The sequence below is a fragment of the Nocardia sp. NPDC059229 genome (assembly GCF_042754165.1).
In the GTDB taxonomy this organism is placed as follows: Bacteria; Actinomycetota; Actinomycetes; order Mycobacteriales; family Mycobacteriaceae; genus Nocardia.
This window is the reverse complement of the sequence record NZ_JBHZAK010000013.1, coordinates 73,655-95,629: the sequence shown is the minus strand read 5'-3', so window position 1 is coordinate 95,629 and position 21,975 is coordinate 73,655. Positions and strand designations below refer to the sequence as shown.

Here is a 21,975-nt window from a genome sequence, read left to right as displayed (position 1 = left end):
CGATCGCTCGGGGAGCCCTCGCACTGTGTCCGGTAGGTCTTACTCGCCCACCGCGCGGCGTTCGCGGGCGCCGGCGGCGCGCTGGCGGGTGGCGCGGGCGGCCGCGGCGTCGAACAGCTCCAGGTGCTCGAACAGCGGGTCCTCGTCATCGGATTCGACCAGGACCGCCCGGCGCAGCTGGGTACGGGTCTGCTCGCGATCCGGACGCGGGCGTTCGCGGCGGCGCGACTCCTCCTCCTCGTCGTCCTCGGCGCGCTTGCGGGCCAGGCGGGCGGCGCGGCGGCGGCGGATGTCCTCCTCGATGCGGACCTGTCTGCGTAGGTAACCCAGGTACGCCACCAGGACCGTGCCGGACAGGGCGCACAGCCACCACAGCACCGCCGAGACGGCGAGACCGGCGGCGGCCAGGATCAGGGTGGACAGCACCAGGCCCAGCACGGCGCGCTGACGGAAGGTGTAGCGGGCCTTTCGGGCGGCGGCGTCGGCCTCGGGGTCGAAACCGCCGCGGCCGCGGCGGGACGGCACGAAATCCGCGTCCTCGTCCTCGGATTCGGGCTCCGGTTCCGGATCGGGCTCGCGCAGCGCGGGGGTGCGGGCGCGCTGGGGCGCCTCCCGCCGTTCTTCGCGCTCGGCCTCGCGGTCGGCGTCGTCTGCCACCGCCCCATCGTTCTCGGATTCGCCCTCGGCCGTGGCGGTTTCGGGGAGCGTCTCGGACTCGGCCGGTTCGGACTCGGATTCGGCCGCGATATCCGCCGCCTCGACACCGTCGGCCGAATCCCCCTCGGGCCCGGGCACTTCGGCGGGCGACGTCTGCGCTTCGGCGATGGGCGCAGCCTCGGTGTCGACTTCCTTCTCGTCCGATGCAGCGGCGTCGTCCGATCTGGTCATCCGATCCTCCGGATCCTCGCTCGGGTGCTGAAGCTTTCTGCGAACCGGCACGTAGTCCGGGTCGGTGTCATGTCCGGTCGCCGGACCTTTCCTGGCGCGCTGTGCGGCACCACCGCGATGGAGGATCCGCGTGGAGAGCGCGGCGTCGGTGTGCTGCCGGATACGGGGATGACGGTTGGCCAGCATCGGAAACAGGACGAAGACCCAGAGCACCACCAAACCGATCCACAAGATCGAATTCGGCATTGCCGTCACACCTCCGTCCCGCCCAGCTCATAGTCCCTTCGACGTGCACCGCAGCGCCTACCGGTGGGTACACAGACGCACCACCGGCGTCCGTAGGTTAATTCCACACCGGGGTAATTCCCCACAGGCGCGCCGACCACACAAGTAACACTAGTAACAGCCGACCCCTCGGTCGCTCTCCGGGTCGGGCCCCGGAAACCCGATTCGGCGGGGCAATTCTGGTGAGCCGCAGGCAGAGGCGGTAATCGTGCCGCCGAAATACACAGCGAGTTATCAGGCTCTAGTGGCGCGTCCGGCGCGAATCAGCCTGTCCACCACCGTTCCTGAGACCTCTTCGACCGTCATGCCGACCAGCAGATGATCGCGCCAGGCCCCGTCGACATCCAGGTAGCGCTCCAGCAGGCCCTCCTCGCGGAAGCCGACATTGCGCAGAACCGCCTGGCTGGCAAGGTTTTCCGGCCGCACCGTGGCCTCCACCCGATGCAGGCCCACCTCACCGAAGCAGTGGTCCAGCCCCAGCGCCAGCGCCGCGGTGGCCACGCCCTGCCCGCTCAGCTCGCTCGACACCCAGTAGCCGATCCAGGCCGAACGCAATGCGCCGCGCACGATATTGCCCACCGTGAGCTGCCCGCTGAACACGCCGTCGACCTCGATGACCAACGGGATCATGGCGCCGCGCCGGGCCTCGGCCTTCAGCGCCGACCACAGCGCGGGCCAGTTGCTCGAGTGGTTGCGCGCCTCCCACGGGCCGCGGCCGGTCGGCTCCCACTTCTCCAGATAGTCCCTGTCCCGGATGCGAATCCGGCTCCAGGCAGAGGCATCACGCAAACGGATCGGGCGCAGCGTGACGATGCCCGCGGCGACCCGCACCGGCCCCAGATGCGCCGGCCAGCCCGGATGCTGGGCGGTCCGGAAGACATTCATCTCCACGCCTCACCCTCGCTGCGCAAGGAACGCGACCTGCACCTCGTCACCGGTGCGCACCTCGGTGACCTCGGGATCGATCACGATGAGGCTGTTGGCCTCCGCCATGGTCGCCAGCAGATGCGAGGACGCCCCGTTCGGGCCGCCCAGCGGCTGCACCAGGTAGTCGCCGGTCTGCTCGTCGCGCATGAGCTGCGCGCGCAGATACCCGCGCCGGCCCGGAATCGAGGCGATCGGCAGGATGGTGCGCGCCCGCACCATGCGCCGCATGGGATGGCGGCGGCCCAGCGCGATCCGGATCAACGGACGCACCATGACCTCGAAAACCACCAGCGCGCCAACCGGATTCGACGGCAGCAGGAAGGTCGGCACCTCGTCGCGGCCCAGCAGGCCGAAACCCTGCACCGAGCCCGGATGCATGCCCACCCGGGTGATCTCCAGCTCGCCCAGGCCCTCGAGGGCCTCGCGCACCTGCTCCGACGCCCAGCCGCCGATCGCGCCCGCGATCACGACCACCTCGGAGCGAACCAGCTGGCCCTCCACCACATCTCGCAGCCGCTTGGGATCGGAGCTGACGATGCCGACCCGGTTCACGTCCGCGCCCGCGTCGCGCGCGGCGGCGGCCAGCGCGTAGGAGTTCACGTCGTAGACCTGGCCCGGTCCGGGGGTGCGGTCGATGTCGACCAGCTCGCCGCCGACCGACAGCACCGACAGCCGCGGCCGCGGATGCACCAGCACCTTGTCCTTGCCCACCGCGGCCAGTAGACCCACCTGGGCCGGGCCGATGATGGTGCCCGCACGCACGGCCAGATCGCCGGGCTGCACATCGTCGCCGATGCGGCGCACGTAATCACCGGAGCGCACCGACTCGTAGACCTTCACCCGGGCCCGGCCGCCGTCGGTGTTCTCCAGCGGCAGCACGGCATCGGCGAGGGTGGGCAGCGGCGCGCCGGTGTCCACGCGCACGGTCTGGCGCGGCTGCAGCCGGATCGGCTGCCGCGAGCCCGCGGCCACCTCACCCACCACCGGCAGGCTCAGGTGCACCGAATTACCGTCCTCGTCACGGATATTCGCGCCCGCGCCCGCCACATCCACACTGCGCACGGCGTATCCGTCGATGGCGGCCTGATCGAAGCCCGGCAGTGGACGCTCGGTCACCACGTCCTCGGCACACAGCAGTCCCTGGGCCTCGCTGATCGCGACCCGGACCGGCCGCGGGGCCACGGCCGCAGCGGTCACCTTGATCTGCTGATCCTCAACCGAGCGCATGCCGCCCTTCCGTTGTCTCGCCCGCCGCCGTCGACGTGTCACCCGCCGGGCCGCCCACGCGACCCCGGCGTCTGTCCTTCACTTCTGCCCGTTGCGGCTATTCGTACGAGGTCAGCTGGGGATTCCAGCCGGACCCGAGCCGCTGCTCGAGCCACTCCCGCAGGGCGGGACCGTATTCCTCGCGTTCCAGAGCGAAATCGACCGCTGCTCGAAGATAACCGCCCGGGTTCCCCAGATCGTGTCGCGACCCACGATGCACCACGACGTGTACCGGGTGACCCTCGGCGATCAGCAGGGCGATGGCGTCGGTCAGTTGCAGCTCACCGCCCGCGCCGGGGGTAATGCGGCGCAGCGCGTCGAAGATGGCGCGGTCCAACAGGTATCGCCCGGCCGCGGTGAAGGTGGACGGGGCGTCGGCGATGGCGGGCTTCTCCACCATGCCGTTGACCTTGAGCACGTCCTGCGGGCAGCCGGGCAGCTCCTCGACGTCGAAAACGCCGTAGGCACTGACCTCTTCCTTCGGCACGTCGATGGCGCACAGCACCGAGCCGCCGTAGGTGCTGCGCACCTTGGCCATCAGCTCGAGCACGCCGCCGGGCAGCACCAGGTCGTCGGGCAGCAACACCGCGATGGCGGACTCGTCCGCGTCGAGCACCGATTCCGCCTGTGCCACCGCGTGACCCAGGCCCAGCGGCTCCTCCTGCACCACCGAGGTCACGTCCAGCAGCGCGGGCGCCTTGCGCACCTTCTCCAGCAGATGGAACTTGCCGCGCTCGGCCAGGGTGCTCTCCAGCACCAGGTCCTCGACGAAATGTGCGACCACACCGTCTTTTCCGGGCGAGGTCACGATCACCAGCCGATTGGCGCCGGACTCCGCGGCCTCGGCGGCGACCAATTCGATGCCCGGGGTGTCGACCACCGGCAGCAGCTCCTTGGGCACCGTCTTGGTCGCGGGCAGGAACCTCGTGCCGAGCCCCGCCGCGGGAACCACCGCGGTACGGAAGCACGACTCGGCTGCGCCGCCGTTCGACGACTCGGCTCCGCCGCCATTAGCTGTCATGAATTCACCCTATCCATCCGTCACACGCCCGAGACCGGCTCAGGGCCGCCTCGATATCCCCGAGAGCCTAAGGGGCGGGAGCGTCAGGAGCGCACCGAACGCCGGACCGGAGCGGAACTGGCAGACCGACCTGTTCATTTCATTTCACGTTCGCCGCACTGTGACCTCTGACGTACCCAACGGCTGTTAGCTGACACCTATGACCGATCGTGAGGATTCCCACAGCCCCGATTCCACCTCGGACAACCCGGCCGCATCCGCCGCGAACTCGCCCGACGCCGCACGCGGGCTGAGCCGCCGCCGGCTGTTCGGCGCCTCCGCGGTGGCCGGGCTGGCCGGGCTCGCGGTCGGCGCCGGCGGAGCGGTCGCGCTGCGCGGCGGGGCATCGAACGCCGAGGCGTGGCCGCGCTCGGCCGAACTGGTGACCACCCCCGACCGCGCGGCCGCGCCCCGGGTCGCGGGCCTGCACCTGCAATTCGGATCCGACACCACCCGCGAGGTGGTGGTCAGCTGGCACACCACCGGATCGGTCACCAAGCCCACCGTGCGCTACGGCACCGCCGACGCCGGCTTCGGCAAGAGCGTGCAGGCCGAGACCCGGACCTACCGGGATGCCAAGTCCGGCATCGAGATTCAGGCCCACCACGCCCGGATCACCGGCCTGTCCCCCGACACCGACTACGTGTACGCCGCCGGGCACGACGGCGCGCCGCCCGAACTCGGCACCATCCGCACCGCGCCCGCGGGACGGGCCAAGTTCCGGTTCACCAGCTTCGGCGACCAGGGCACGCCCACCGTCGGCAAGATCGTCGACGGCAAGGCCCTCAACGACAACCTCGGCTCCCAGTACGCCGGCGACGTCACCTCGGCGGTGGAATCGCTGGCCCCGCTGTTCAACCTGGTCAACGGCGACCTCTGCTACGCCAATATCGCCACCGACCGCATCCGCACCTGGAACGACTGGTGGGCCAACAACTCTCGCTCCGCCCGCTACCGGCCCTGGATGCCCGCGCCCGGCAACCACGAGAACGAGCTCGGCAACGGGCCCATCGGATACCAGGCGTTCCAGACCTACTTCACCGTCCCGGACTCCGGTAGCGAGGACCACGCCAAGGGCCTCTGGTACTCGTTCACCGTCGGCGGCGTGCGGGTCATCGCGGTCGCCAATGACGACATCTGCCTGCAGGACGGCGGCAACTCCTACGTCAGGGGCTACTCGGGCGGCGCCCAGAAACGCTGGCTGGAGGGCGAACTGGCCCGGGCGCGGGCCGACCGGGGCATCGATTGGGTGGTGGTGTTCATGCACCAGGTCGCCATCTCCTCGGCCGACAAGTTCAACGGCGCGGACCTGGGCATCCGGCAGGACTGGCTGCCGCTGTTCGACAAATACCAGGTCGACCTGGTGCTGTGCGGGCACGAACACCATTACGAGCGTTCGCATCCGGTGCGCGGGGTGACCGGGTCCGAGACGCTGACCCCCAGGCCCGCCGACACCCGCAAGGACGTCGTCGACACCAGCAAGGGCACCGTGCACCTGGTGATCGGCGGCGGCGGCACCTCCTCGCCGTCGAATCAGCTGTTCTTCCCCGGCGACAAGTGCCGGGTCATCACCGCGGTCGGCGAGGTGGATCCGGCCACCGGCAAGAAGGCGCCGGTGTACGTCCTCGAGGACGCGCCCTGGTCGGCCTTCAAGGACGCCGAACACCCTTACGGTTTCTGCGCTTTCGACGTGGACCCGGGTCAGCCGGGCGGCAACACCACCATCACCGGCACCTACTACGCCCTCACCGGGCCGACCAGCGACCTGAAGGCCGTCGACACCTTCACCCTCACCCGGCCGCGCTCGGACCGGTGACCCGCCCGTCCTAGGGTGGAAGCGTGACCGACGAGCGGGACAAGCGCGCCTGGCGCGAGGAGATCCTCGCGCGGCGCAGGGCGCTGCCCGCCGCCGACCGGGAGCGCGAGGCGGCGGCACTGGCCGCGGCGGCCGGGGCGCTCGCCGACGCGGAGTGGGTGTGCGCCTACGTGCCCGTCGGCGGTGAGCCCGGCTCGCTCGCCATGCTCGACGCGCTGCGGGCCGCCGGGGCGCGGGTGCTGCTGCCGGTCACCGGCGAACCCGGTCCGCTGGAATGGGCCGAGTACACCGGTCCGGCGGGGCTGCGGCGCGGGCGGTTCGGACTCCGGGAACCGGAAGGCGCGCCGGTCGCGAATGGGATCGCGAAGGCCGCGGCGATTCTGGTTCCGGCATTGGCGGTGGACCGCCGCGGGGTTCGATTGGGGCGCGGGGCCGGTTATTACGATCGAAGTCTGAGCGCCTGCCGCGCCGGGGCGCGATTGATCGCGGTGGTGCGTGACGACGAACTCGTGGAGCGTTTGCCGGAAGAGCCGCACGACCACCGAATGGGGTGGGCACTGACCCCGCTCGGGGGCCTGCGACGGCTTCAAGATCGGGTCGGGAATTGACACCCGATTGGCAGCGTTGGCACTGCCAGCTGTAGAGTGCTAATTCGACGAAGAGCGTGGAGGTTTCCCGATGCCTACTTACTCGTATGCATGCACCGAGTGCGACAACAAGTTCGACATCGTGCAGTCCTTCTCCGATGACGCGCTGACCACCTGCGACCAGTGCAACGGCAAGCTCCGCAAGCTGTTCAACTCGGTCGGCATCGTCTTCAAGGGCAGCGGGTTCTACCGCACCGACAGCCGCAACGGATCGACCTCCTCCGAGCCGGCCAAGTCCTCGTCCACTTCCTCGGAGAGCTCCAGCTCCACGGCGGCGAGCTCCTCGACCTCGGCCGCGTCGACCAGCGGCTCCAGCACCTCCGCCGCCTGATCCGAGTTTCTCCACAGGCTTTTCGTTATCCACAGCCCGGGTTCCGCCCGGGCCTGTCGGTACCGGGGCGACCGTACGCTGCCCCGCATGACGCGACCGTATCGAGCCATCCTGCAGGAGTTCCGTAGCCGCCTGATCTGGGCGGACGCGGTGCTACTGCGGCGGGCCGGGGCGGTCGCGCTGCTCGTTCTGGCCGGGTTTCTGGCCGTGCGCGCCGACCCCGCGGCCGGACACACCCAGGTCCTGGTCGCCACCCGGGATCTGCCACCCGGACAGGTGCTGGGCGACGGCGATGTCCGGGTCGCGGCACGGGAGACGGCGACCCTGCCCGCCGGCGTCGTGCGGGAGGCCGCACGGCTGCGCGGAGCCACCCTGGCGGGCGCGCTGGCGGCGGGTGAGATCGTCACCGAGGTCCGGGTGGTGGGGCCGCGGCTGGCGGCGGTGGCGGCGCAGTCCGCCGATGCGCGCATCGTCCCGATTCGCTTGGCGGACAATGCCGTTGCCGAAATCCTGCGGGCCGGGGACCGGGTGGACGTGGTGGCCGGCGAGGACTCGGGCGGGGGCGGGCGTCCCGCGCGGCTGCTCGCGGCCGACGCGGTCGTGGTGCTGGTGTCGGGGACGGAGAACTCGCGCGGGCGCACCGACCGGATCGTGCTGGTGGCATTGGATTCCCGGCGGGCCGCCGCGGTGGCCGCGGCCTCGCTGCGGACGGCACTCACCGTCGTGTTCCACTGAACCGGCCCGCGGGTGAACTAGCATCCCGTATACCCCCGTTACTCTGCGTTCGATCCCTCAGGTAGAGGAGCTTCCGCAATGCTCAAGGGTTTCAAGGATTTCCTGATGCGCGGCAATGTCATCGACCTGGCGGTGGCCGTGGTCATGGGTACCGCCTTCGTCGCCATCGTCACCGCGTTCAGCGACGGCATCATCACCCCGCTGCTCGCCGCATTCGGCGGCACCAGCCAGCTCGGCCTGGGCTTCCAGCTGGTGGCCGACAAACCGGCGACCTATGTGGCCGTCGGCCCGATCATCACCGCGGCCATCAACTTCGTGATCATCGCGGCGCTGCTCTACTTCGTCCTGGTGCTGCCGTACAGCAGGGCCAAGAAGCTGTGGGGCACCGCGGAGGACCCGGTCACCGACACCGAACTGCTGACCGAGATCCGGGACCTGCTGGCCGTGCGCAGCGCCGGCGGCAAGCACGAGATGTGAACGGGGACATAGCAATATCGGATCGGGATACAGCAAACGGACCCGGCGCGAAAAGCGCCGGGCCCGTTGCCATTACCAGCTAGCGGGTTTTACCCCAGGCTGAAGGGCTGGCCCCACAGGGTGACCCAGCTGATGACGTTGTCGGTCTCGACCTCGACGCTCACGAAGGAGCGCGCCTGGGCGTAACCGGCACAGCCGTTCAGGCCAATAGTCTCATCCGACCAGGTCACCGAACCGTCGCTGCCACTGAACTTGTTACGGGTCTTGTGGACTTCCTTGCCGTAGTCGTCCGGCATTTCCTCGTCGAGGATGTAGAACGACTTGGCCTGGCCCGGCCCCAGGGTCAGGTTGGCGCCGGAGTTGACGCCGGCCTGCGGGGTGACATTGCCGGAGTTGTCCCAGCTGGCACCGCCGGTCGCGCCACCGTTGACATTGCCGCCATCGATGGTGACCTGGCAGCCCACCACGTAACCCGGGTAGATCTTGCCGCCGGTGGCAGTGGTGTCACCGGCGATGTGGACCTGCGCCGACGCCGAGACCCAGGCGTTGCGGTGCACGGGGGTGGCACCCATCGACGGGCTGATGTTGGCGGACTCGCCGACCAGCTTCACCGTGACAACGGTGCCGTCGGAGAGAGTCTGGGTGATTTCGCCGCCCGGCAGCGGCACGAAGGTGTCGGCGTTCGCCGCACCGGTGGAGAACAGGCCAAGGGCTGCGGTGGCGACGGCGCCCACACCGGCCACCCGCGCCGCGGTCTTACGGATGTTCATTTCTGGTTGTCCCTCAGGGTGAATTCGCTTACGCGAGAAAGGATTTGGCGGGCGGAGACCACTCAGCCGATGCTGAACGGCTGGCCGTACAGGGTGGTCTTGGAGTAGTTGTCGCCGATGACCTCGACGACCGTGTACGCACGCGCCTGGGCATAACCCGCGCAACCCTGGATCTGGATCTCGGCATCCCGGTACTCCACGGAGTAGGTGCCCGACTTCGGCACGTCCTTGGAGTCGATCTGCACGAACGCCACCTGTCCGGGGCCGAGGTTGACGCCGATCGATCCGCCGACGCCGGCACTGTTCAGGCTGACGTTGCCGGAGATGCCGGCCGAGATCGCGTCCTCGCCGATGCTGATCTGGCAGCCGACGATGTAGCCGGTGTTGATCTGCGAAGTGCCATGCGTGGACGAATTGTTCGAGCCGGGGCCGCCGACCGGGCCGTTGTTCGGGCCGGCGGTGCCGTCCGGCGTATCGATCACCGCGGAGGCAACGCCGCTCACCCACACCACACGGCCGGCACCGTTGGCTGCGAGTGACGGCGACACGATGGCGTGCTCGCCCGTCCGGGTAATGGTGACGGTGCCCGCCGGGTTCACCTTCTGGCCGTCCGGCAACGACACGAAGGTGTCGGCATTAGCGGCACCAGTGGAAAAAAGGCCGATGGCCACGGCTGCAGCCGCGCCGATGCCCGCAATGCGGGCAGCGGTACGCGCACCGTGGGTGCGGTTCTCGCTCATACTTCCCCTCATCAGGTTTCAAGCAGTTCAACCTCGACCACCGAGGTTGAAATGGGACCCTTCCGAATCCCCGGTTGAGTTTGTCGCCACATTGTTGCCACCGTGTTACTGGTCACAAATTCTTTTGGCGTAGCGACGGAGGGCACTTTACATCACAGGAGTGGGCTCTGAGACGTGAGCGAACAGAGTCGACCACTCGCCAACACAAACCCGCAGGTATGTCGAGAAAGTCGCGGATAGCAAAAGGGGCCCGGCGCTAATCGCACCGGGCCCCTTCGGAATCCGCTGAGCGGAAACTGATCAGCCGAGACCGAAGGGCTGACCCCACAGCGTGTAGGCGGTGATGACGTTGTCGGTCTCGACCTGGACCGCGACCAACGAGCGCGGCAGCAGGCTCAGCCGTGATGCGGCGGAACTTGGGAGCGCAGCCAATCATCGGAGGATCGGCCGGATTCGGGCTCGGGAGTGCGCTCGTCCGTGGTCGTGGACGGCAGCTCGTCACCGAAGATGCGCGCCAGCCGGGCGCGCTCGGCGGGTGTCAAACGACGAGACCCCGCCCGGCGCTCGGCCGGACGGGGTGGTTCCGTGGTCTCGGATGACCCTGAGGTCTCGGATGACTCGGAGGGCTGCTCGGCGTCGATCATTCCGACAGACCGGACAGTTCATCGATGACCCGGCTCGCCAGCGGGCCCAGGGTGGCCATGCCGTCCCGGATCGCGGCGCGCGAACCCGGCAGGTTCACCACCAGCGTGCTGCCCGAGACCCCGGCCAGACCGCGGGACAGCCCCGCGTCCAGCGAACCCGAGGCCAGCCCGGACGAACGCAGCGCCTCGCTGATGCCGGGCAGCACCCGGTCCAGCACCTCCTCGGTGGCCTCCGGGGTCACGTCACGCGGCGACATGCCGGTGCCGCCGACCGAGATGACCAGGTCGACACCACCGATCACCGCGGTATTGAGCGCATTGCGGATCTCCACCTCATCGGCCTGCACCGACACCGAGGCGTCCACCAGGAACCCGGCCTCGGTGAGTAGTTCGGTGACCAGCGGACCCAGCGAGTCCACCCCGCCATGGGCGGTTCGATCGTCGACAACCACGACAAGAGCACGGCCCGCGACAGCGGTATCGATTTCCATGGTGCTCACCGTAGCGCCCTTGTCCGACAACAGCTCCCAGCCCCCGTCCCCGGTGACGCGAATCGCCGGGGTCGGTTCTCTACCGCTCTCGTGAATCATCATCGGCCGCCCTCCGCAGCTGCCTCGCCGAGGGTCACCTCGACGGTCTTGGGGTTCTTGCCCTGGTCGTCGGTGTAGGTCACCTTGACCTTGTCGCCGGGCCGGTGCGAGCGCACCCCGGCGATCAGGGAATTACCCGAATCCACAATCTGATCATCGATTTTCGTGATGATCGCGTTCTTCGGAATGCCGGCCTTGGCGGCCGGGCCGTCGGGCGACACGTCCATCACGCGCGCGCCGTTGACGTCGTCCTGTGCCCGCACGGTCACCCCGATCTGGGCGTAGGTGGCCTTGCCGTTCTTGATCAGCTCGTCGGCCACCCGGCGCGCGGTGTCCACCGGAATGGCGAAGCCGAGGCCGATGGAGCCGCTCTGCGCGCCCGCCGACTCGGCGGTGCCCATGGTCGCGATGGCGGTATTGATGCCGATCAGCTTGCCGCTCATATCGACCAGCGCGCCGCCGGAGTTGCCCGGGTTGATGGCCGCGTCGGTCTGGATGGCGTCGATGACGGTGCCCTGCGAGCCCGGCTCACCGCTGGTGGAGACCGGGCGGTTGAGCGAGGACACGATGCCGCTGGTCACCGTGCCCGCCAGGCCCAGCGGCGAACCGATCGCCACCACGCCCTGGCCTACCTGCAGGTTCGCCGACTGGCCCAGGTCGATCGGCTGGAGACCGGTCTTGCCGGTGACCCGGATGACCGCGATGTCCGACACCGAATCCGCGCCCACCACGGTGGCAGGGGCGGTCGTGCCGTCACTGAAGGCCACATCCATCTTGGCGTTCTGGCCCGCGCCGCTGACCACGTGGTTGTTGGTGAGGATCAGGCCGTCCGAGGACAGGATCACGCCCGACCCCTCGCCCTCGGCCCGCGCGCCGGCGACCCGGATCATGACCACGCTGGGCAGCACCTTCTGCGCCACCGCCTGCACCGAACCTTCCGGCGCGGGTGCGGTCTTGCCATTGCCGACCGGCTGATCGAGCGCGTTGGTCACCGTGGAGCGGGTGTCGTTGTGGTGGGTGGCCAGCGCGCCGACCGCGCCGCCGATGCCGCCGCTGAGCAGCGCCAGCACCACCGCACCCGCGACCAGACCGGTGCGCCCGGACCGCTTGAGCTCGGGCGCGCCCACGTAGGGCATCCCCGGCGCGCCCGGCATGCCCGGGCCGCCCGGTGCACCCGGAATCACCTGTGTCGGATGTTGTCCGGTGGCGTACCCGGCCCCCGACGCCACGTACGCCTGTCCGTAGAGGCCGGCCGGAATCTCCTCGGTCGGATGCTTCCCAGCCCCGTACTGCGCCGAATAGGGCTGTGCCCCACCGAAAGCCGCGCCGTAGGCCGGGGCGCCCTGCGGCGCACCGTAACCCGCGCCGGGCAGGATCTGGGTCGCCGGGTCCGCGCCGTAGGCGGGGCCGCCGGCACCCGGTTGGCCCGGTGCCGCGGGTCCCGGAACCGGTTGTCCGGCAATGCCGGAACCGGGTCCGGCCGGGACTCCGGGGCCCGGCCCCGGGGCGGCGCCGGTGGAAAAGGACTGCGCCGCACCGAATCCGGCGGGAGCTGCGGGTGCGGGGGTGGCCGATCCGGGGGCCGCGGCCGGTCCGGCGGGGGCAGGATGGCCCGGCTGCGCCGGTGGCGTCATTCCGCCGGGGGCGGGTGCGCCCGGCTGCGGGGCCGCGGAGGCGGCGAAGCCGTCGAAGGGCTGGGATCCGGCCTCGGGGGTGGCGGAGCCTGCGGGGTCGCGCTTGGGCAGGCCGGAGGCGGTGGTATCCGGGGCGTCGCCTTCGGGCTCGGGGCCCTGCCCGCTTGCGGGGGATACTGTCGAATCCTCGGTCATTTCTCGTTTTCTCCTCGAGTCTCGTCGCCAAGCCTGGCGGTAACGACTGAGAGTGGACTGAGACCGTGCTTGCTTTTCGCCGAGCTTTCCGGCACTCAGTCCGGCGCCGAGTCGGGCAGCGGCGGTGCGCCTTCTCCAGGCAGCACGATACGGATCAAAGCGCCCCCGCGGTCGGAAGTATCGATGTTGATGGTGCCACCGTGTTTGGTCACCACCTGCTTGACGATGGCCAGCCCGAGTCCGGAGCCGGGCATGGAGCGCGAGGCGGTGGTCCGGTAGAAGCGTTCGAACACCAGTTCCCGCTCGGCCGGCGGAATGCCGGGCCCGGCGTCGTCGACGGCGAACTCCAGCAGCCCGCGTCCGCTCTCGCGCATGGCGACGAAGACCTTGGCGCCCTCGGGGCTCCATTTGGCCGCATTGTCGAGCACATTGAGCAGTGCGCGTTCCAGTCCCGGTTCGTCGCCGTAGATGAACCAGGGGCGCAGCTGGGCATCGAATTCGATTCCGGTGCGCCGCCGCCGGACTCGTTCCAGCGCCCGCTCGGCCACGTCGCCGAGGTCGATCTGCTCGTAGACGGTCTCGGGCGCATCCTCGCGGGCCAGGTCGACCAGATCGCCGACCAGCGTGGACAACTCCTCGATCTGGGCCATCACGTCGGAGCGCAGTTCGGCCATGTCCTCGTCGGGGATGCGGGGCGCGCCCGGCCGGGAGGAAGCGATGAGCAGCTCCATATTGGTGCGCAAAGAGGTCAGTGGCGTCTTCAGCTCATGGCCGGCGTCGGCGACCAATCGGCGCTGCCGTTCCCGGGATTCGCCCAGGGCCCGCAGCATGGCGTTGAAACTCTCGGTGAGCCGGGCGAGTTCGTCGTCGCCGGTGACCGGGATGGGGGTCAGGTCGTCGGTGCGGGCGATGCGCTCGGTGGCGGCGGTGAGCCGGGCGATGGGCCGCAAGCCGGTGCGGCCCACGGTGGTTCCGGCCGCCGCGGCCACGATGACCCCGCAGCCGCCGACCACGAACAGCAGCCAGGCCAGCCGGTCCAGCACCTCCTTGGTGGGCTGCAGCCGCTGTGAGACGACCAGGGTGGATCCGGAGTGCGTGCGCCGCGCCAGCACTCGCTGATCCTCGACGGTGCGCAGCGAGAAGCTGATCTCGCCGCGGGCCACCGCGCGCTCCTGATTGCCGATGGGCGGAAGCGTGGTCTGCGGGGGCACGTACTGCGACTGATCCGGGAAGACCAGGGCGACGCCGACATCGCTGGAGTACAGCCCGGCGAACACCAGCGACTGGAAGCCGAGGCTGTCGAGGTTGTTGTCGATCATCACCGAAGCCCGCGCCCGCAGTTGCGAATCCACGTCCGCGTACAGCGAGCGCGCCACCATGGCGTAGGCGGCGATGGAGGTGAAGGCGACCGCGACGGCCACCACGGAGGCGGCCAGCAGCGTGACCCGCCAGCGCAGCGAGACCGACCGGGTCAGCGGCATGGGCGGCCGCAGCTCGGCCGACTCCGGACGCGACCCGAGTCCGGCGACCACCGGCCGCCGGGGAACGGTTCTTCCCACGAGCACGGCTCCTACGGCGGGGTCTCGCGCAGCACGTAGCCGACGCCGCGCACGGTATGGATGAGACGCGGTTCACCGTCGGCCTCGGTCTTGCGGCGCAGATAGCCGATGTACACCTCGAGCGCATTGCCGGAGGTGGGGAAGTCGTAGCCCCACACCTCCTCCAGAATGCGGCTGCGGGTGAGCACACGGCGAGGGTTGGCCATCAGCATTTCCAGCAGCGAGAACTCCGTGCGAGTCAGGCTGATCTGGCGTTCACCCCGGGTGACCTCGCGGGTGACCGGATCCAGCGACAGGTCGGCGAAAGCCATGGCCTCCGAGAAGGCGTCGGCCGGATCGCCGGCGGTGCGGCGCAGCAGCGCGCGCAGCCGGGCCAGCAGTTCCTCCAGGGCGAAGGGCTTGGGTAGGTAGTCGTCGGCGCCGGCGTCCAGTCCGGCGACGCGTTCGGAGACCGAATCCCGTGCCGTGAGTACCAGAATCGGCAGATCGTCGCCGGTGCTGCGGAGCCGGCGGCACACTTCGAGCCCGTCGAGCCGGGGCATCATGACGTCCAGGACGAGGGCGTCGGGTCGCTGACTGGCGGTCTTCTCCAAGGCGTCCAGACCGTCGACCGCGAGGTCGACGGTGTACCCGTTGAAGGTCAGCGAGCGACGCAGCGATTCCCGGACCGCGCGGTCGTCGTCGACTACCAGAATGCGCATGGCAACCAGTCTGCCCACAGCGACTGAGAGGTGACTGAGAAGGTCCCCTTCGACACGCCGGGCGAGTGAGGCAGATGACCTGCGCGTTTCACGGAGGGCCGACGCCAAGTGGTTGCAGTGTCACCCAAATTCGCGCGAAACCCGTTGCGGGAAGGCCGCATTCGGAAACTAAACCTCAAAGTCCTACGAATTGCCGTTGGACAGCTCACGCGGTATGTTGCAGGCCGTAAAAGAAGACCCTTAGTTGGTTCCGCGCGGGTTCGACCCCAAAGCCGCACAACCGCATACGTACCCGAGGGTCAATCGTGAAGCGGAGGCGACGGAAGCGGGATGGAAGCAGCACCCCGGTCCTGGCAATTCAGCCTGTCCAACTGGCCCGTTACCCGCAAGGTCGGGATCGTGCTGGTGCTCCCGGTGCTCCTCGCCGCGACCTTCGCGGTACTGCGCATCAACAGCGAATTGCAGACCATTTCGAAACTGAGCGCGGCGAGCGAGCAGATGGACGTGCTCCGCCCCACCATCAAATTCCTCGTCAGCAGCAACGAACTCGCGGTCGCCGCGATCACCGGCGGCAATCAGGATGTCGACCCCGACCTCGACGCCGCCACGGCCAAGTTCGATCAGGCCGAGGCCGAACTCGAAACAGTCCTCAAGTCCTCCAACGCCGATCCGGGTGTCACCAAGGAACTCGGCGCCTCCATCGCCGTCGCCAAGACCATGCGCAACAGCCTGCGCACCAGCTCCCCCCAGACCATCGGCGATCAGGTCGACGAGGTGCAGACCCGGGCGCAGAACGCGCTCGCGGGCGCGCCCACCGTCGGCGACCTCCGGGTGCAGCAGTCCTTCCTGCAGTTCGGTGCCGCCGAGACCGCCTCCCGCCTGCTCACCCAGGAGCGGATCATGCTCGCCGCGCCCGGGGCGGGTTCCAATCCGGCGCTGCGGACCAAGCTGCTCACCGCCATCGGCGCCGAGATCACCATGATCGAGGTGTATCGCGGCATGGCGCCGGACGCGGCGCAGAACGCGAACACGCTGAAGGACAATGCCGGCGCGCGTGTCGGCATCCTGATGCAGAACGTGCCCGATCCGGGCAGCCTGCCGGCCATGCAGGACTCGTTGCGCGGCAGTGCCGACGCCTACGAGAAGGAAGTGTCCACGGTCGCGAACTCGATGGACTCCAAGCTGGCCGCGCTCACCACCGAGGCGCGCAACAACGTGCTGCGCGACACCTCCATCGTGATCGGCATGCTGCTGGCCGGTCTCGCGCTGGCGCTGGTGGTGGCCCGCTCGCTGGTCGTCCCGGTCCGCCGCCTGCGGCGAGACGCCTTGCAGGTGGCCCACATCGACCTACCGCAGGAACTCGAGGTGGTGCGCGCCGGCGGCGCGACCCCGGAGATCTCGCCGGTCGACGTGCACACCACCGAGGAGATCGGGCAGCTGGCCCGAGCCGTCGACGACATCCACTCCCAGGCCCTCCACCTGGCCGCCGAACAGGCGCGACTGCGCCTGCAGATCGGCAACATGTTCGAAACCCTCTCGCGCCGCAGCCAATCCCTCGTGGAGCAGCAGCTGTCGCTGATCGAGGAGCTCGAGCGCGACGAGGACGACTCCGAGCGCCTGCAGTCGCTGTTCCGCCTCGACCACCTCGCCACCCGCATGCGCCGCAACGGCGACAACCTGCTGGTGCTGGCCGGAACCGCGCTGCGCCGTGGCCATCTCGCGCCGGTGCCGCTGTCGGACATGCTGTGGTCCTCGGTGTCCCAGGTGGAGGACTACCAGCGCGTGGAGATCGGCACCGTGCCCGACGGCATCGTCGCCGGTGAGCCCGCCGTCGACATCGAGCACCTGCTGGCCGAGCTGATCGACAACGCGCTGCGCTACTCCCCGCCCACCACCCCGGTGGCGGTATCGGTGGCACGCGCCGTGGACGGCGGCTACCTGATCGAGATCACCGACCGCGGCCTCGGCATGAACGCCGAGGACCTGCAGGGCATCAACGACCGCCTGGCCTCCGGTGGTGAGGTCAATGTCGAGACCGCCCGCCGCATGGGTCTTTTCGTCGTCGGCCGCCTGGCCAAGCGGCACAACATCACCGTCAGCCTGCGCCGCACCTCCGCCATGGTGCAGCAGCCGGGCATCACCGGCAGCGTGCACCTGCCGGGCAGCCTGGTCTCGCCCGCGCCGGAGCGCGTCGGCGACCCCACCGGTCAGTATCCCGTCGCCTCCCCGCTGCCGGTGCCCCCGGCGGCCCTGGCCTCCGGCCCGATCGCGATGCCGTCCGGGCCGATTCCGGTACCGTCCGGCTCGATTCCGGCGCCCTCGGGCCCGATCACGGGCCCGCAACCCGTGCTCGCCCCGCCGCGGCTGACCCCGGTGCCGAACCTGCCCGAGCCCGCCCCGGCCACCACCACCGCGCGTTTCACCAGTTCCGGCCTGCCGCAGCGCAAGCCGGGCCCCGACACCGGTGAGCAGCCGATCGTTCCCACGTTCGCCGAGCCGCCGCAGGCGGCGCAGGTGCAGGACCGGTTCTCCGACGGCTTCACCGACGCCTTCACCGAACCCGAGGACGCGCGTGCCTACAGCGTGTCCGCGCTGCGGCCGGAACCCGCTGCGCCGCAGCAGAGTCCCGCGCCGATGCACTACTGGGGCGAGGCGCGCACGCCCGAGCCGGAGCCGGCTCCCGAGTCCGTCTGGATGCCCGAGCCCGTCGCGCCCGCCCCCGAGCCGCAGATCGCGGAGCCGGCGCGGGGCTGGAATCCGAACGGGCCCGACACCGGCAGCTACTTCGGCAACGGGTACAGCGCCTTCGGCGACAACGATCGGCCCACGATCCCGGCCGCCGACACCAACGGCACTACGAACGACAACGGCAGCACGAACGGCAACGGCAACGCCGACACCATTGTTCGCGGCGACGAGGCCGCACCCGCCGCCGCGCGCCCGGTCGCTCCCCCGCCCGGCCTGCGTCCGGTCGGCGGGGCCCCGACCCCGATCTATCAGCGCATGGTGTCCGAGTGGCTGGTGGAACCGGCCGACGGGAACCAGGACGGCGCTGCCTGGTCGTCGAGTTCGGACAACGGCTGGGCCGCGGCCGAAGAGGCGGCCAATCCGACCACAACCAGTCGCACCGAGGGTGGCCTGCCGATTCGGCGACCCGGCGCCCAGCTGGTGCCCGGTGCCGTCGCCCAGGAGGACGACGGCAGCGGCCGCAATCCGGACGAGATCCGCGACAGCCTCTCCAGGCATCTCAGCGGCGTCCGCTCCGGGCGGGCCGACTCCCAGTACAACGACGGAGGGCATGCATGACCGACACCCAGCGCACCACCACCGATGAGAATCTGAACTGGCTGGTCACCCGCTTCACCCGGGAGGTACCGGGCGTCTCGCACGCCGTCCTGGTCTCCGCGGACGGTCTGCTGCAGGCCACCAGCCCGCACCTGCCGGCCGACCGCGGTGAGCAGCTGGCCGCGGTGACCGCGGGTCTGGCCAGTCTGTCCGCCGGGGCCGCACAGCTTTTCGAGGGCGGCAAGGTGATGCAGTCCATCGTCGAGATGCAGCGCGGCTACCTGCTGGTCATGAGTGTCGGCAATGGCTCGCACCTGGCGGTGCTGGCCAACAAGCAGCACGACATCGGCCGCATCGGCTACGAAATGGCCCTACTGGTCGACCGGGTCGGGTCCGTGGTCTCGGCCACCGCCCGCACTGCCTAGATGAGCTGCGCATGACCAATCCCCTTGGCGGCGGCGGTAACCGGCCACCGACCACACGTGTTCGTCCCTACGCACTGACCTCCGGCCGCACCGAGCCGGCGGTTGAGCTACCGCTCGAGGCGGTCGTCGAAACCCTGTCCTACACCGCCCATTTCGACTGGCCCGCCGGTGACGTGCGCACCGAGATCCTGCGACTCGGTACGGCGCGGCTCTCGGTCGCCGAGATCGCCGCCCATCTGGGCCGGCCACTGGGTATGGTGCGGGTCGTCATCGGCGATCTCGTCGTCGCCGGAACCCTGCGTGTGCATTCGACTTTGAGCGATCAGGCGACCTTCGACGAGCGCCGGTCACTAATGGAGAGGACACTGCATGGACTCCGCGCCCTATGACGGCGGAGGCTACCCAGGTGGCCCGCACGGGGCCCCCGGGTACACAACCGGGCAGTTCCCGAACCTGGCGCTGCAGTACCCGCCGCGACCGGGTGAGGAGTCGCGCACGGCCTCGACCAAGATCGTCGTAGCCGGCGGTTTCGGCGCCGGCAAGACGACCTTCGTGGGCGCGGTCTCGGAGATCGTGCCGCTGCGCACCGAGGCCATGGTGACCGGCTACTCCGACGGGGTCGACGACCTCGCCGCCACGCCGGGCAAGGAAACCACCACGGTGGCCATGGATTTCGGCCGCATCATCCTGCCCGGCAACCTGGTGCTGTACCTGTTCGGCACGCCCGGGCAGCGGCGGTTCTGGTTCATGTGGGACGACCTGATCCGCGGCGCCATCGGCGCGGTGGTGCTGGTCGACACCCGCCGCATCGAGGACAGCTTCGCGGCCGTGGACTTCTTCGAGGCCAAGTCGCTGCCGTTCCTGATCGCGGTCAACCGCTTCCCGGACGCGCCGCGCTTCCCGGTCACCGAGCTCCGTGAGGCGCTCAGCGTGCGCGAGGGCGTGCCGATCGTGGACATCGACGCGCGCGACCCGGCCGAGGTGCGCAGGGCACTGGCCGCCGTCACCGAGTACGCGATCGAACGGCTGACGGTCGCCCAGCGCGAAACCGCGCAGCACGGTTAGCGGTTCGCGCGTCCAGGGTCGCAGCAGACGAAGACAGAGGTGTCGGGATGATCTACTTCTCCATGGGCTACTGGGTGCTGGCGCTGGCCTTGATCGTGTCGTTCGCGGGCGCGGCGTGCGGTCTGGCCTGCATTCGCCAGTCCACCAAGTCGGTGACCCAGCGGTTCCGGATCGTGTGGCTGTTCGTGGCGGCGGTGTCCATCGGCGGTGTCGGCGTCGCCATGCCGGTCTTCGTGTCGATGCTCGGCTTCGACGTGCGGGGCAGCCAGCTGCGCTACGACAACGTGTCCATCACCCTGTTCTCGGTGCTGTCGGCGGCCACCGTGTTCGCGGCGCTGCTCATCAACGGCCGGCGGCTGGTCTGGTGGCGGCTGCTGGTGGCGGCGGCCGTGATGGCCTTCGGTTTCGGTGATGTCCACCAGCTGCTGCTGGGCGCCATCCGGATTCAGGGCAGTGTCGATCGCAGCCTGGTGTCCTCTGTGGCGGTGTACGTGATCGCCTTCGTACTCTCGGCGCTGATGCTGTGGTTCAGCCTGTGGGTCGGCTCGGTGCCGATGGTGCTGGCCGGCGCGGTGCTGTACGCGATCCTGGTGATCAGCATGCACTATGCCGGGCTGACCGGGCTCGAGGTGCACGTGGACCCGGCCGCGGCCACTCCGCACGGCAACGTGCTGTTCAACTTCTTCGTGCCGACCTTCATCATCGGCACGCTGTCGCTGGCGATTCCGATCACGGCCATTCTGGTCGCGCCGGACCGGCGCGCGGGGCGGACCCCGATGAGGACCGCGGGGCCGCAGGCGGCGCACGGCACTTCGCTGCAGGCGGCCTCGCAGCAGGCCGCGGCGCAGCAGGGTCCGCGGCGGCCGGAATCGGTGCGCTGAACGTTCTTTTCGCGGCGCGACCGTTCCTTCTCGGAGCGCGTGACGCGTGAGTGGGTCCCCGGGCCGGGTCGATGCCGATCGACCCGGCTCGACTCGTCTCCGGATCAGCCTGCGGCCGCGGGCGGCTCGGCGGTGGTGGGATCGAGCAGGCCGAACAGTTCACCCTGCGGCGCGGCCATGATGGCCATCCGGCCGAAGGGTCCGTCGGTGGCGGACATGAGCACGGTCGCGCCCAGCTCCACGGCCCGGGTGAGGCCGGAGTCGATGCCCTCGAACTGGAACCAGGTCAGCCAGTAGGGCTGGGCGGCGGCGACGCCGTTGACGCTGTCGTCGTTGATGCCGCCGACCGACTCGGTCCCGCCGGGCGGGGTGAAGGTGGCGTAGCGCATGGCCTCGTCGTCGAATTCGGTGAAGGTAAAGCCGAAGACCTCGCCGTAGAAGGCCTTGGCGGCCGCGAAATCGCCGGTGTGCAGGTCGTTCCAGACGTAGGCGCCGTGTTCGTTGTACACCGCCGCGCCGTCGTGCGCGCGGGCCTCCCAGACCGCGAAGGGCGCGCCGGAGGCGTCGGCGGCTACGAACATGCGGCCGGACTCCAGCACGTCGAAGGCCGGCACCAGCAGGCTGCCGCCCGCCGCGGTCACCTGCTCGGCGGCCTTGTCGGCATCGGCGACCGCGAGGTACGTGGTCCACACCGACGGCACCCCGGCCTCCGGCTTGGGCCCGATGCCCGCCACCGCCTGTCCGTCGCGCAGGGCCATGAGGTATCCCCCGGCGTCCTCGCCGCCGCCTTGCATGTCCCAGCCGAAGAGCGCGGCGTAGAACTCACCGGCCTTCGCCGGATCGTCGACCTGACAGTCGACCCAGCACGGTGTTCCCGGGGGCCAGGCCTCATTGCGTATCGGCATCGGTCATCACCTTTCCGCCTCTCCGCGACTTCAGCGCCCGGCTGAGAGCCGTTGACAGGCATGCATGCGGAGTGAAGTTGAGAGCCAACCCGACTCTGGACGTCCCCGGCGAGTTACCCCGATCGTGCGAAATCAGTTGTCGCGTTGCC

22 protein-coding genes are annotated in these 21,975 nt (G+C 69.6%); 10 read left to right on the top strand and 12 right to left on the bottom strand.

Translation table 11 applies throughout. The features are described from left to right. Positions 1-39: 39 nt before the first annotated feature. From glpR to ACFXHE_RS27405, 4 genes are all read right to left on the bottom strand, one after another. Complete coding sequence (gene glpR / locus ACFXHE_RS27420; protein ID WP_379387327.1) at positions 40-1,134, bottom strand: gephyrin-like molybdotransferase receptor GlpR; 1,095 nt, start codon at positions 1,132-1,134, stop codon at positions 40-42. Between the two features lie 273 nt (positions 1,135-1,407). Next, entirely contained in the window at positions 1,408-2,058 is a 651-nt protein-coding gene (locus ACFXHE_RS27415; RefSeq protein WP_379387326.1) for a GNAT family N-acetyltransferase, read from the bottom strand. Positions 2,059-2,067: 9 nt separating this feature from the next. Continuing rightward, on the bottom strand, positions 2,068-3,327 hold the full coding sequence (glp, locus tag ACFXHE_RS27410; protein ID WP_379387325.1) for a gephyrin-like molybdotransferase Glp: 1,260 nt from the start codon (positions 3,325-3,327) through the stop codon (positions 2,068-2,070). A gap of 97 nt (positions 3,328-3,424) precedes the next feature. Next, positions 3,425-4,387 carry a UTP--glucose-1-phosphate uridylyltransferase gene (locus ACFXHE_RS27405; protein ID WP_379387324.1) on the bottom strand — a complete coding sequence of 321 codons (963 nt, stop codon included), beginning with the start codon at positions 4,385-4,387 and terminating at the stop codon, positions 3,425-3,427. A gap of 199 nt (positions 4,388-4,586) precedes the next feature. On the opposite strand from ACFXHE_RS27405, the gene ACFXHE_RS27400 reads away from it, so the two are divergent. From ACFXHE_RS27400 to mscL, 5 genes are all read left to right on the top strand, one after another. Continuing rightward, positions 4,587-6,242, top strand: coding sequence for a purple acid phosphatase family protein (locus ACFXHE_RS27400; RefSeq protein WP_379387323.1), 1,656 nt, complete (start codon positions 4,587-4,589; stop codon positions 6,240-6,242). Between the two features lie 23 nt (positions 6,243-6,265). Beyond that, positions 6,266-6,850, top strand: coding sequence for a 5-formyltetrahydrofolate cyclo-ligase (locus ACFXHE_RS27395; RefSeq protein ID WP_379387322.1), 585 nt, complete (start codon positions 6,266-6,268; stop codon positions 6,848-6,850). Positions 6,851-6,920: 70 nt separating this feature from the next. Then, a complete protein-coding gene (locus ACFXHE_RS27390) occupies positions 6,921-7,220 on the top strand; it encodes an FmdB family zinc ribbon protein (protein ID WP_379387321.1) in 300 nt (99 codons plus the stop codon). A gap of 87 nt (positions 7,221-7,307) precedes the next feature. Beyond that, entirely contained in the window at positions 7,308-7,955 is a 648-nt protein-coding gene (locus tag ACFXHE_RS27385; RefSeq protein WP_379387320.1) for an SAF domain-containing protein, read from the top strand. A gap of 78 nt (positions 7,956-8,033) precedes the next feature. Continuing rightward, positions 8,034-8,432: a large conductance mechanosensitive channel protein MscL gene (gene mscL / locus ACFXHE_RS27380; protein WP_379387319.1), complete on the top strand. Its 399-nt coding sequence runs from the start codon at positions 8,034-8,036 to the stop codon at positions 8,430-8,432. Positions 8,433-8,521: 89 nt separating this feature from the next. Here the strand turns inward: mscL and ACFXHE_RS27375 are convergent, their stop codons facing one another. The 7 genes from ACFXHE_RS27375 to ACFXHE_RS27345 all read right to left on the bottom strand — a co-directional run bounded on the left by ACFXHE_RS27375 (position 8,522) and on the right by ACFXHE_RS27345 (position 15,265). Continuing rightward, entirely contained in the window at positions 8,522-9,202 is a 681-nt protein-coding gene (locus ACFXHE_RS27375; protein ID WP_379387318.1) for an MspA family porin, read from the bottom strand. Between the two features lie 62 nt (positions 9,203-9,264). Continuing rightward, the gene (locus ACFXHE_RS27370) at positions 9,265-9,942 is read right to left on the bottom strand and encodes an MspA family porin (protein ID WP_379387317.1); all 678 of its coding nucleotides are present in this window, start codon (positions 9,940-9,942) and stop codon (positions 9,265-9,267) included. Between the two features lie 300 nt (positions 9,943-10,242). Further along, a complete protein-coding gene (locus ACFXHE_RS27365) occupies positions 10,243-10,374 on the bottom strand; it encodes a hypothetical protein (protein WP_379387316.1) in 132 nt (43 codons plus the stop codon). A 208-nt stretch (positions 10,375-10,582) separates the two neighbouring features. Continuing rightward, positions 10,583-11,077, bottom strand: a complete 495-nt coding sequence (locus tag ACFXHE_RS27360; RefSeq protein ID WP_354836561.1) for a MogA/MoaB family molybdenum cofactor biosynthesis protein — start codon at positions 11,075-11,077, stop codon at positions 10,583-10,585. Between the two features lie 98 nt (positions 11,078-11,175). Next, a complete protein-coding gene (locus ACFXHE_RS27355) occupies positions 11,176-12,639 on the bottom strand; it encodes a S1C family serine protease (protein ID WP_379387504.1) in 1,464 nt (487 codons plus the stop codon). 461 nt (positions 12,640-13,100) lie between these two features. Then, the gene (locus tag ACFXHE_RS27350) at positions 13,101-14,486 is read right to left on the bottom strand and encodes an ATP-binding protein (protein ID WP_379387503.1); all 1,386 of its coding nucleotides are present in this window, start codon (positions 14,484-14,486) and stop codon (positions 13,101-13,103) included. Positions 14,487-14,575: 89 nt separating this feature from the next. After that, positions 14,576-15,265 (bottom strand): response regulator transcription factor, encoded by a 690-nt coding sequence (locus ACFXHE_RS27345; protein ID WP_354836271.1) that lies wholly within the window; start codon positions 15,263-15,265, stop codon positions 14,576-14,578. Positions 15,266-15,595: 330 nt separating this feature from the next. On the opposite strand from ACFXHE_RS27345, the gene ACFXHE_RS27340 reads away from it, so the two are divergent. From ACFXHE_RS27340 to ACFXHE_RS27320, 5 genes are all read left to right on the top strand, one after another. Then, a complete protein-coding gene (locus tag ACFXHE_RS27340; RefSeq protein WP_379387315.1) occupies positions 15,596-18,571 on the top strand; it encodes an ATP-binding protein in 2,976 nt (991 codons plus the stop codon). After that, positions 18,568-18,975, top strand: coding sequence for a roadblock/LC7 domain-containing protein (locus tag ACFXHE_RS27335; protein WP_154789962.1), 408 nt, complete (start codon positions 18,568-18,570; stop codon positions 18,973-18,975). The genes ACFXHE_RS27340 and ACFXHE_RS27335 overlap by 4 nt, the downstream gene beginning before the upstream one ends. Positions 18,976-18,986: 11 nt before the next feature. Further along, positions 18,987-19,364, top strand: a complete 378-nt coding sequence (locus tag ACFXHE_RS27330; protein WP_040812792.1) for a DUF742 domain-containing protein — start codon at positions 18,987-18,989, stop codon at positions 19,362-19,364. A 64-nt stretch (positions 19,365-19,428) separates the two neighbouring features. Beyond that, entirely contained in the window at positions 19,429-20,040 is a 612-nt protein-coding gene (locus ACFXHE_RS27325; RefSeq protein ID WP_379387502.1) for an ATP/GTP-binding protein, read from the top strand. Between the two features lie 47 nt (positions 20,041-20,087). Then, positions 20,088-20,921: a hypothetical protein gene (locus ACFXHE_RS27320; protein WP_379387314.1), complete on the top strand. Its 834-nt coding sequence runs from the start codon at positions 20,088-20,090 to the stop codon at positions 20,919-20,921. A gap of 104 nt (positions 20,922-21,025) precedes the next feature. Here the strand turns inward: ACFXHE_RS27320 and ACFXHE_RS27315 are convergent, their stop codons facing one another. Continuing rightward, a complete protein-coding gene (locus ACFXHE_RS27315) occupies positions 21,026-21,826 on the bottom strand; it encodes a VOC family protein (RefSeq protein ID WP_379387313.1) in 801 nt (266 codons plus the stop codon). Positions 21,827-21,975 lie beyond the last annotated feature (149 nt).

Coding starts and splice junctions, on each gene's coding strand:
- glpR (WP_379387327.1), bottom strand. CDS start 1,134: ATGCCGAATTCGATCTTGTGGATCGGTTTGGTGGTGCTCTGGGTCTTC.
- ACFXHE_RS27415 (WP_379387326.1), bottom strand. CDS start 2,058: ATGAATGTCTTCCGGACCGCCCAGCATCCGGGCTGGCCGGCGCATCTG.
- glp (WP_379387325.1), bottom strand. CDS start 3,327: ATGCGCTCGGTTGAGGATCAGCAGATCAAGGTGACCGCTGCGGCCGTG.
- ACFXHE_RS27405 (WP_379387324.1), bottom strand. CDS start 4,387: ATGACAGCTAATGGCGGCGGAGCCGAGTCGTCGAACGGCGGCGCAGCC.
- ACFXHE_RS27400 (WP_379387323.1), top strand. CDS start 4,587: ATGACCGATCGTGAGGATTCCCACAGCCCCGATTCCACCTCGGACAAC.
- ACFXHE_RS27390 (WP_379387321.1), top strand. CDS start 6,921: ATGCCTACTTACTCGTATGCATGCACCGAGTGCGACAACAAGTTCGAC.
- ACFXHE_RS27385 (WP_379387320.1), top strand. CDS start 7,308: ATGACGCGACCGTATCGAGCCATCCTGCAGGAGTTCCGTAGCCGCCTG.
- mscL (WP_379387319.1), top strand. CDS start 8,034: ATGCTCAAGGGTTTCAAGGATTTCCTGATGCGCGGCAATGTCATCGAC.
- ACFXHE_RS27375 (WP_379387318.1), bottom strand. CDS start 9,202: ATGAACATCCGTAAGACCGCGGCGCGGGTGGCCGGTGTGGGCGCCGTC.
- ACFXHE_RS27370 (WP_379387317.1), bottom strand. CDS start 9,942: ATGAGCGAGAACCGCACCCACGGTGCGCGTACCGCTGCCCGCATTGCG.
- ACFXHE_RS27360 (WP_354836561.1), bottom strand. CDS start 11,077: ATGGAAATCGATACCGCTGTCGCGGGCCGTGCTCTTGTCGTGGTTGTC.
- ACFXHE_RS27350 (WP_379387503.1), bottom strand. CDS start 14,486: ATGCCGCTGACCCGGTCGGTCTCGCTGCGCTGGCGGGTCACGCTGCTG.
- ACFXHE_RS27345 (WP_354836271.1), bottom strand. CDS start 15,265: ATGCGCATTCTGGTAGTCGACGACGACCGCGCGGTCCGGGAATCGCTG.
- ACFXHE_RS27340 (WP_379387315.1), top strand. CDS start 15,596: ATGGAAGCAGCACCCCGGTCCTGGCAATTCAGCCTGTCCAACTGGCCC.
- ACFXHE_RS27335 (WP_154789962.1), top strand. CDS start 18,568: ATGACCGACACCCAGCGCACCACCACCGATGAGAATCTGAACTGGCTG.
- ACFXHE_RS27330 (WP_040812792.1), top strand. CDS start 18,987: ATGACCAATCCCCTTGGCGGCGGCGGTAACCGGCCACCGACCACACGT.
- ACFXHE_RS27320 (WP_379387314.1), top strand. CDS start 20,088: ATGATCTACTTCTCCATGGGCTACTGGGTGCTGGCGCTGGCCTTGATC.
- ACFXHE_RS27315 (WP_379387313.1), bottom strand. CDS start 21,826: ATGCCGATACGCAATGAGGCCTGGCCCCCGGGAACACCGTGCTGGGTC.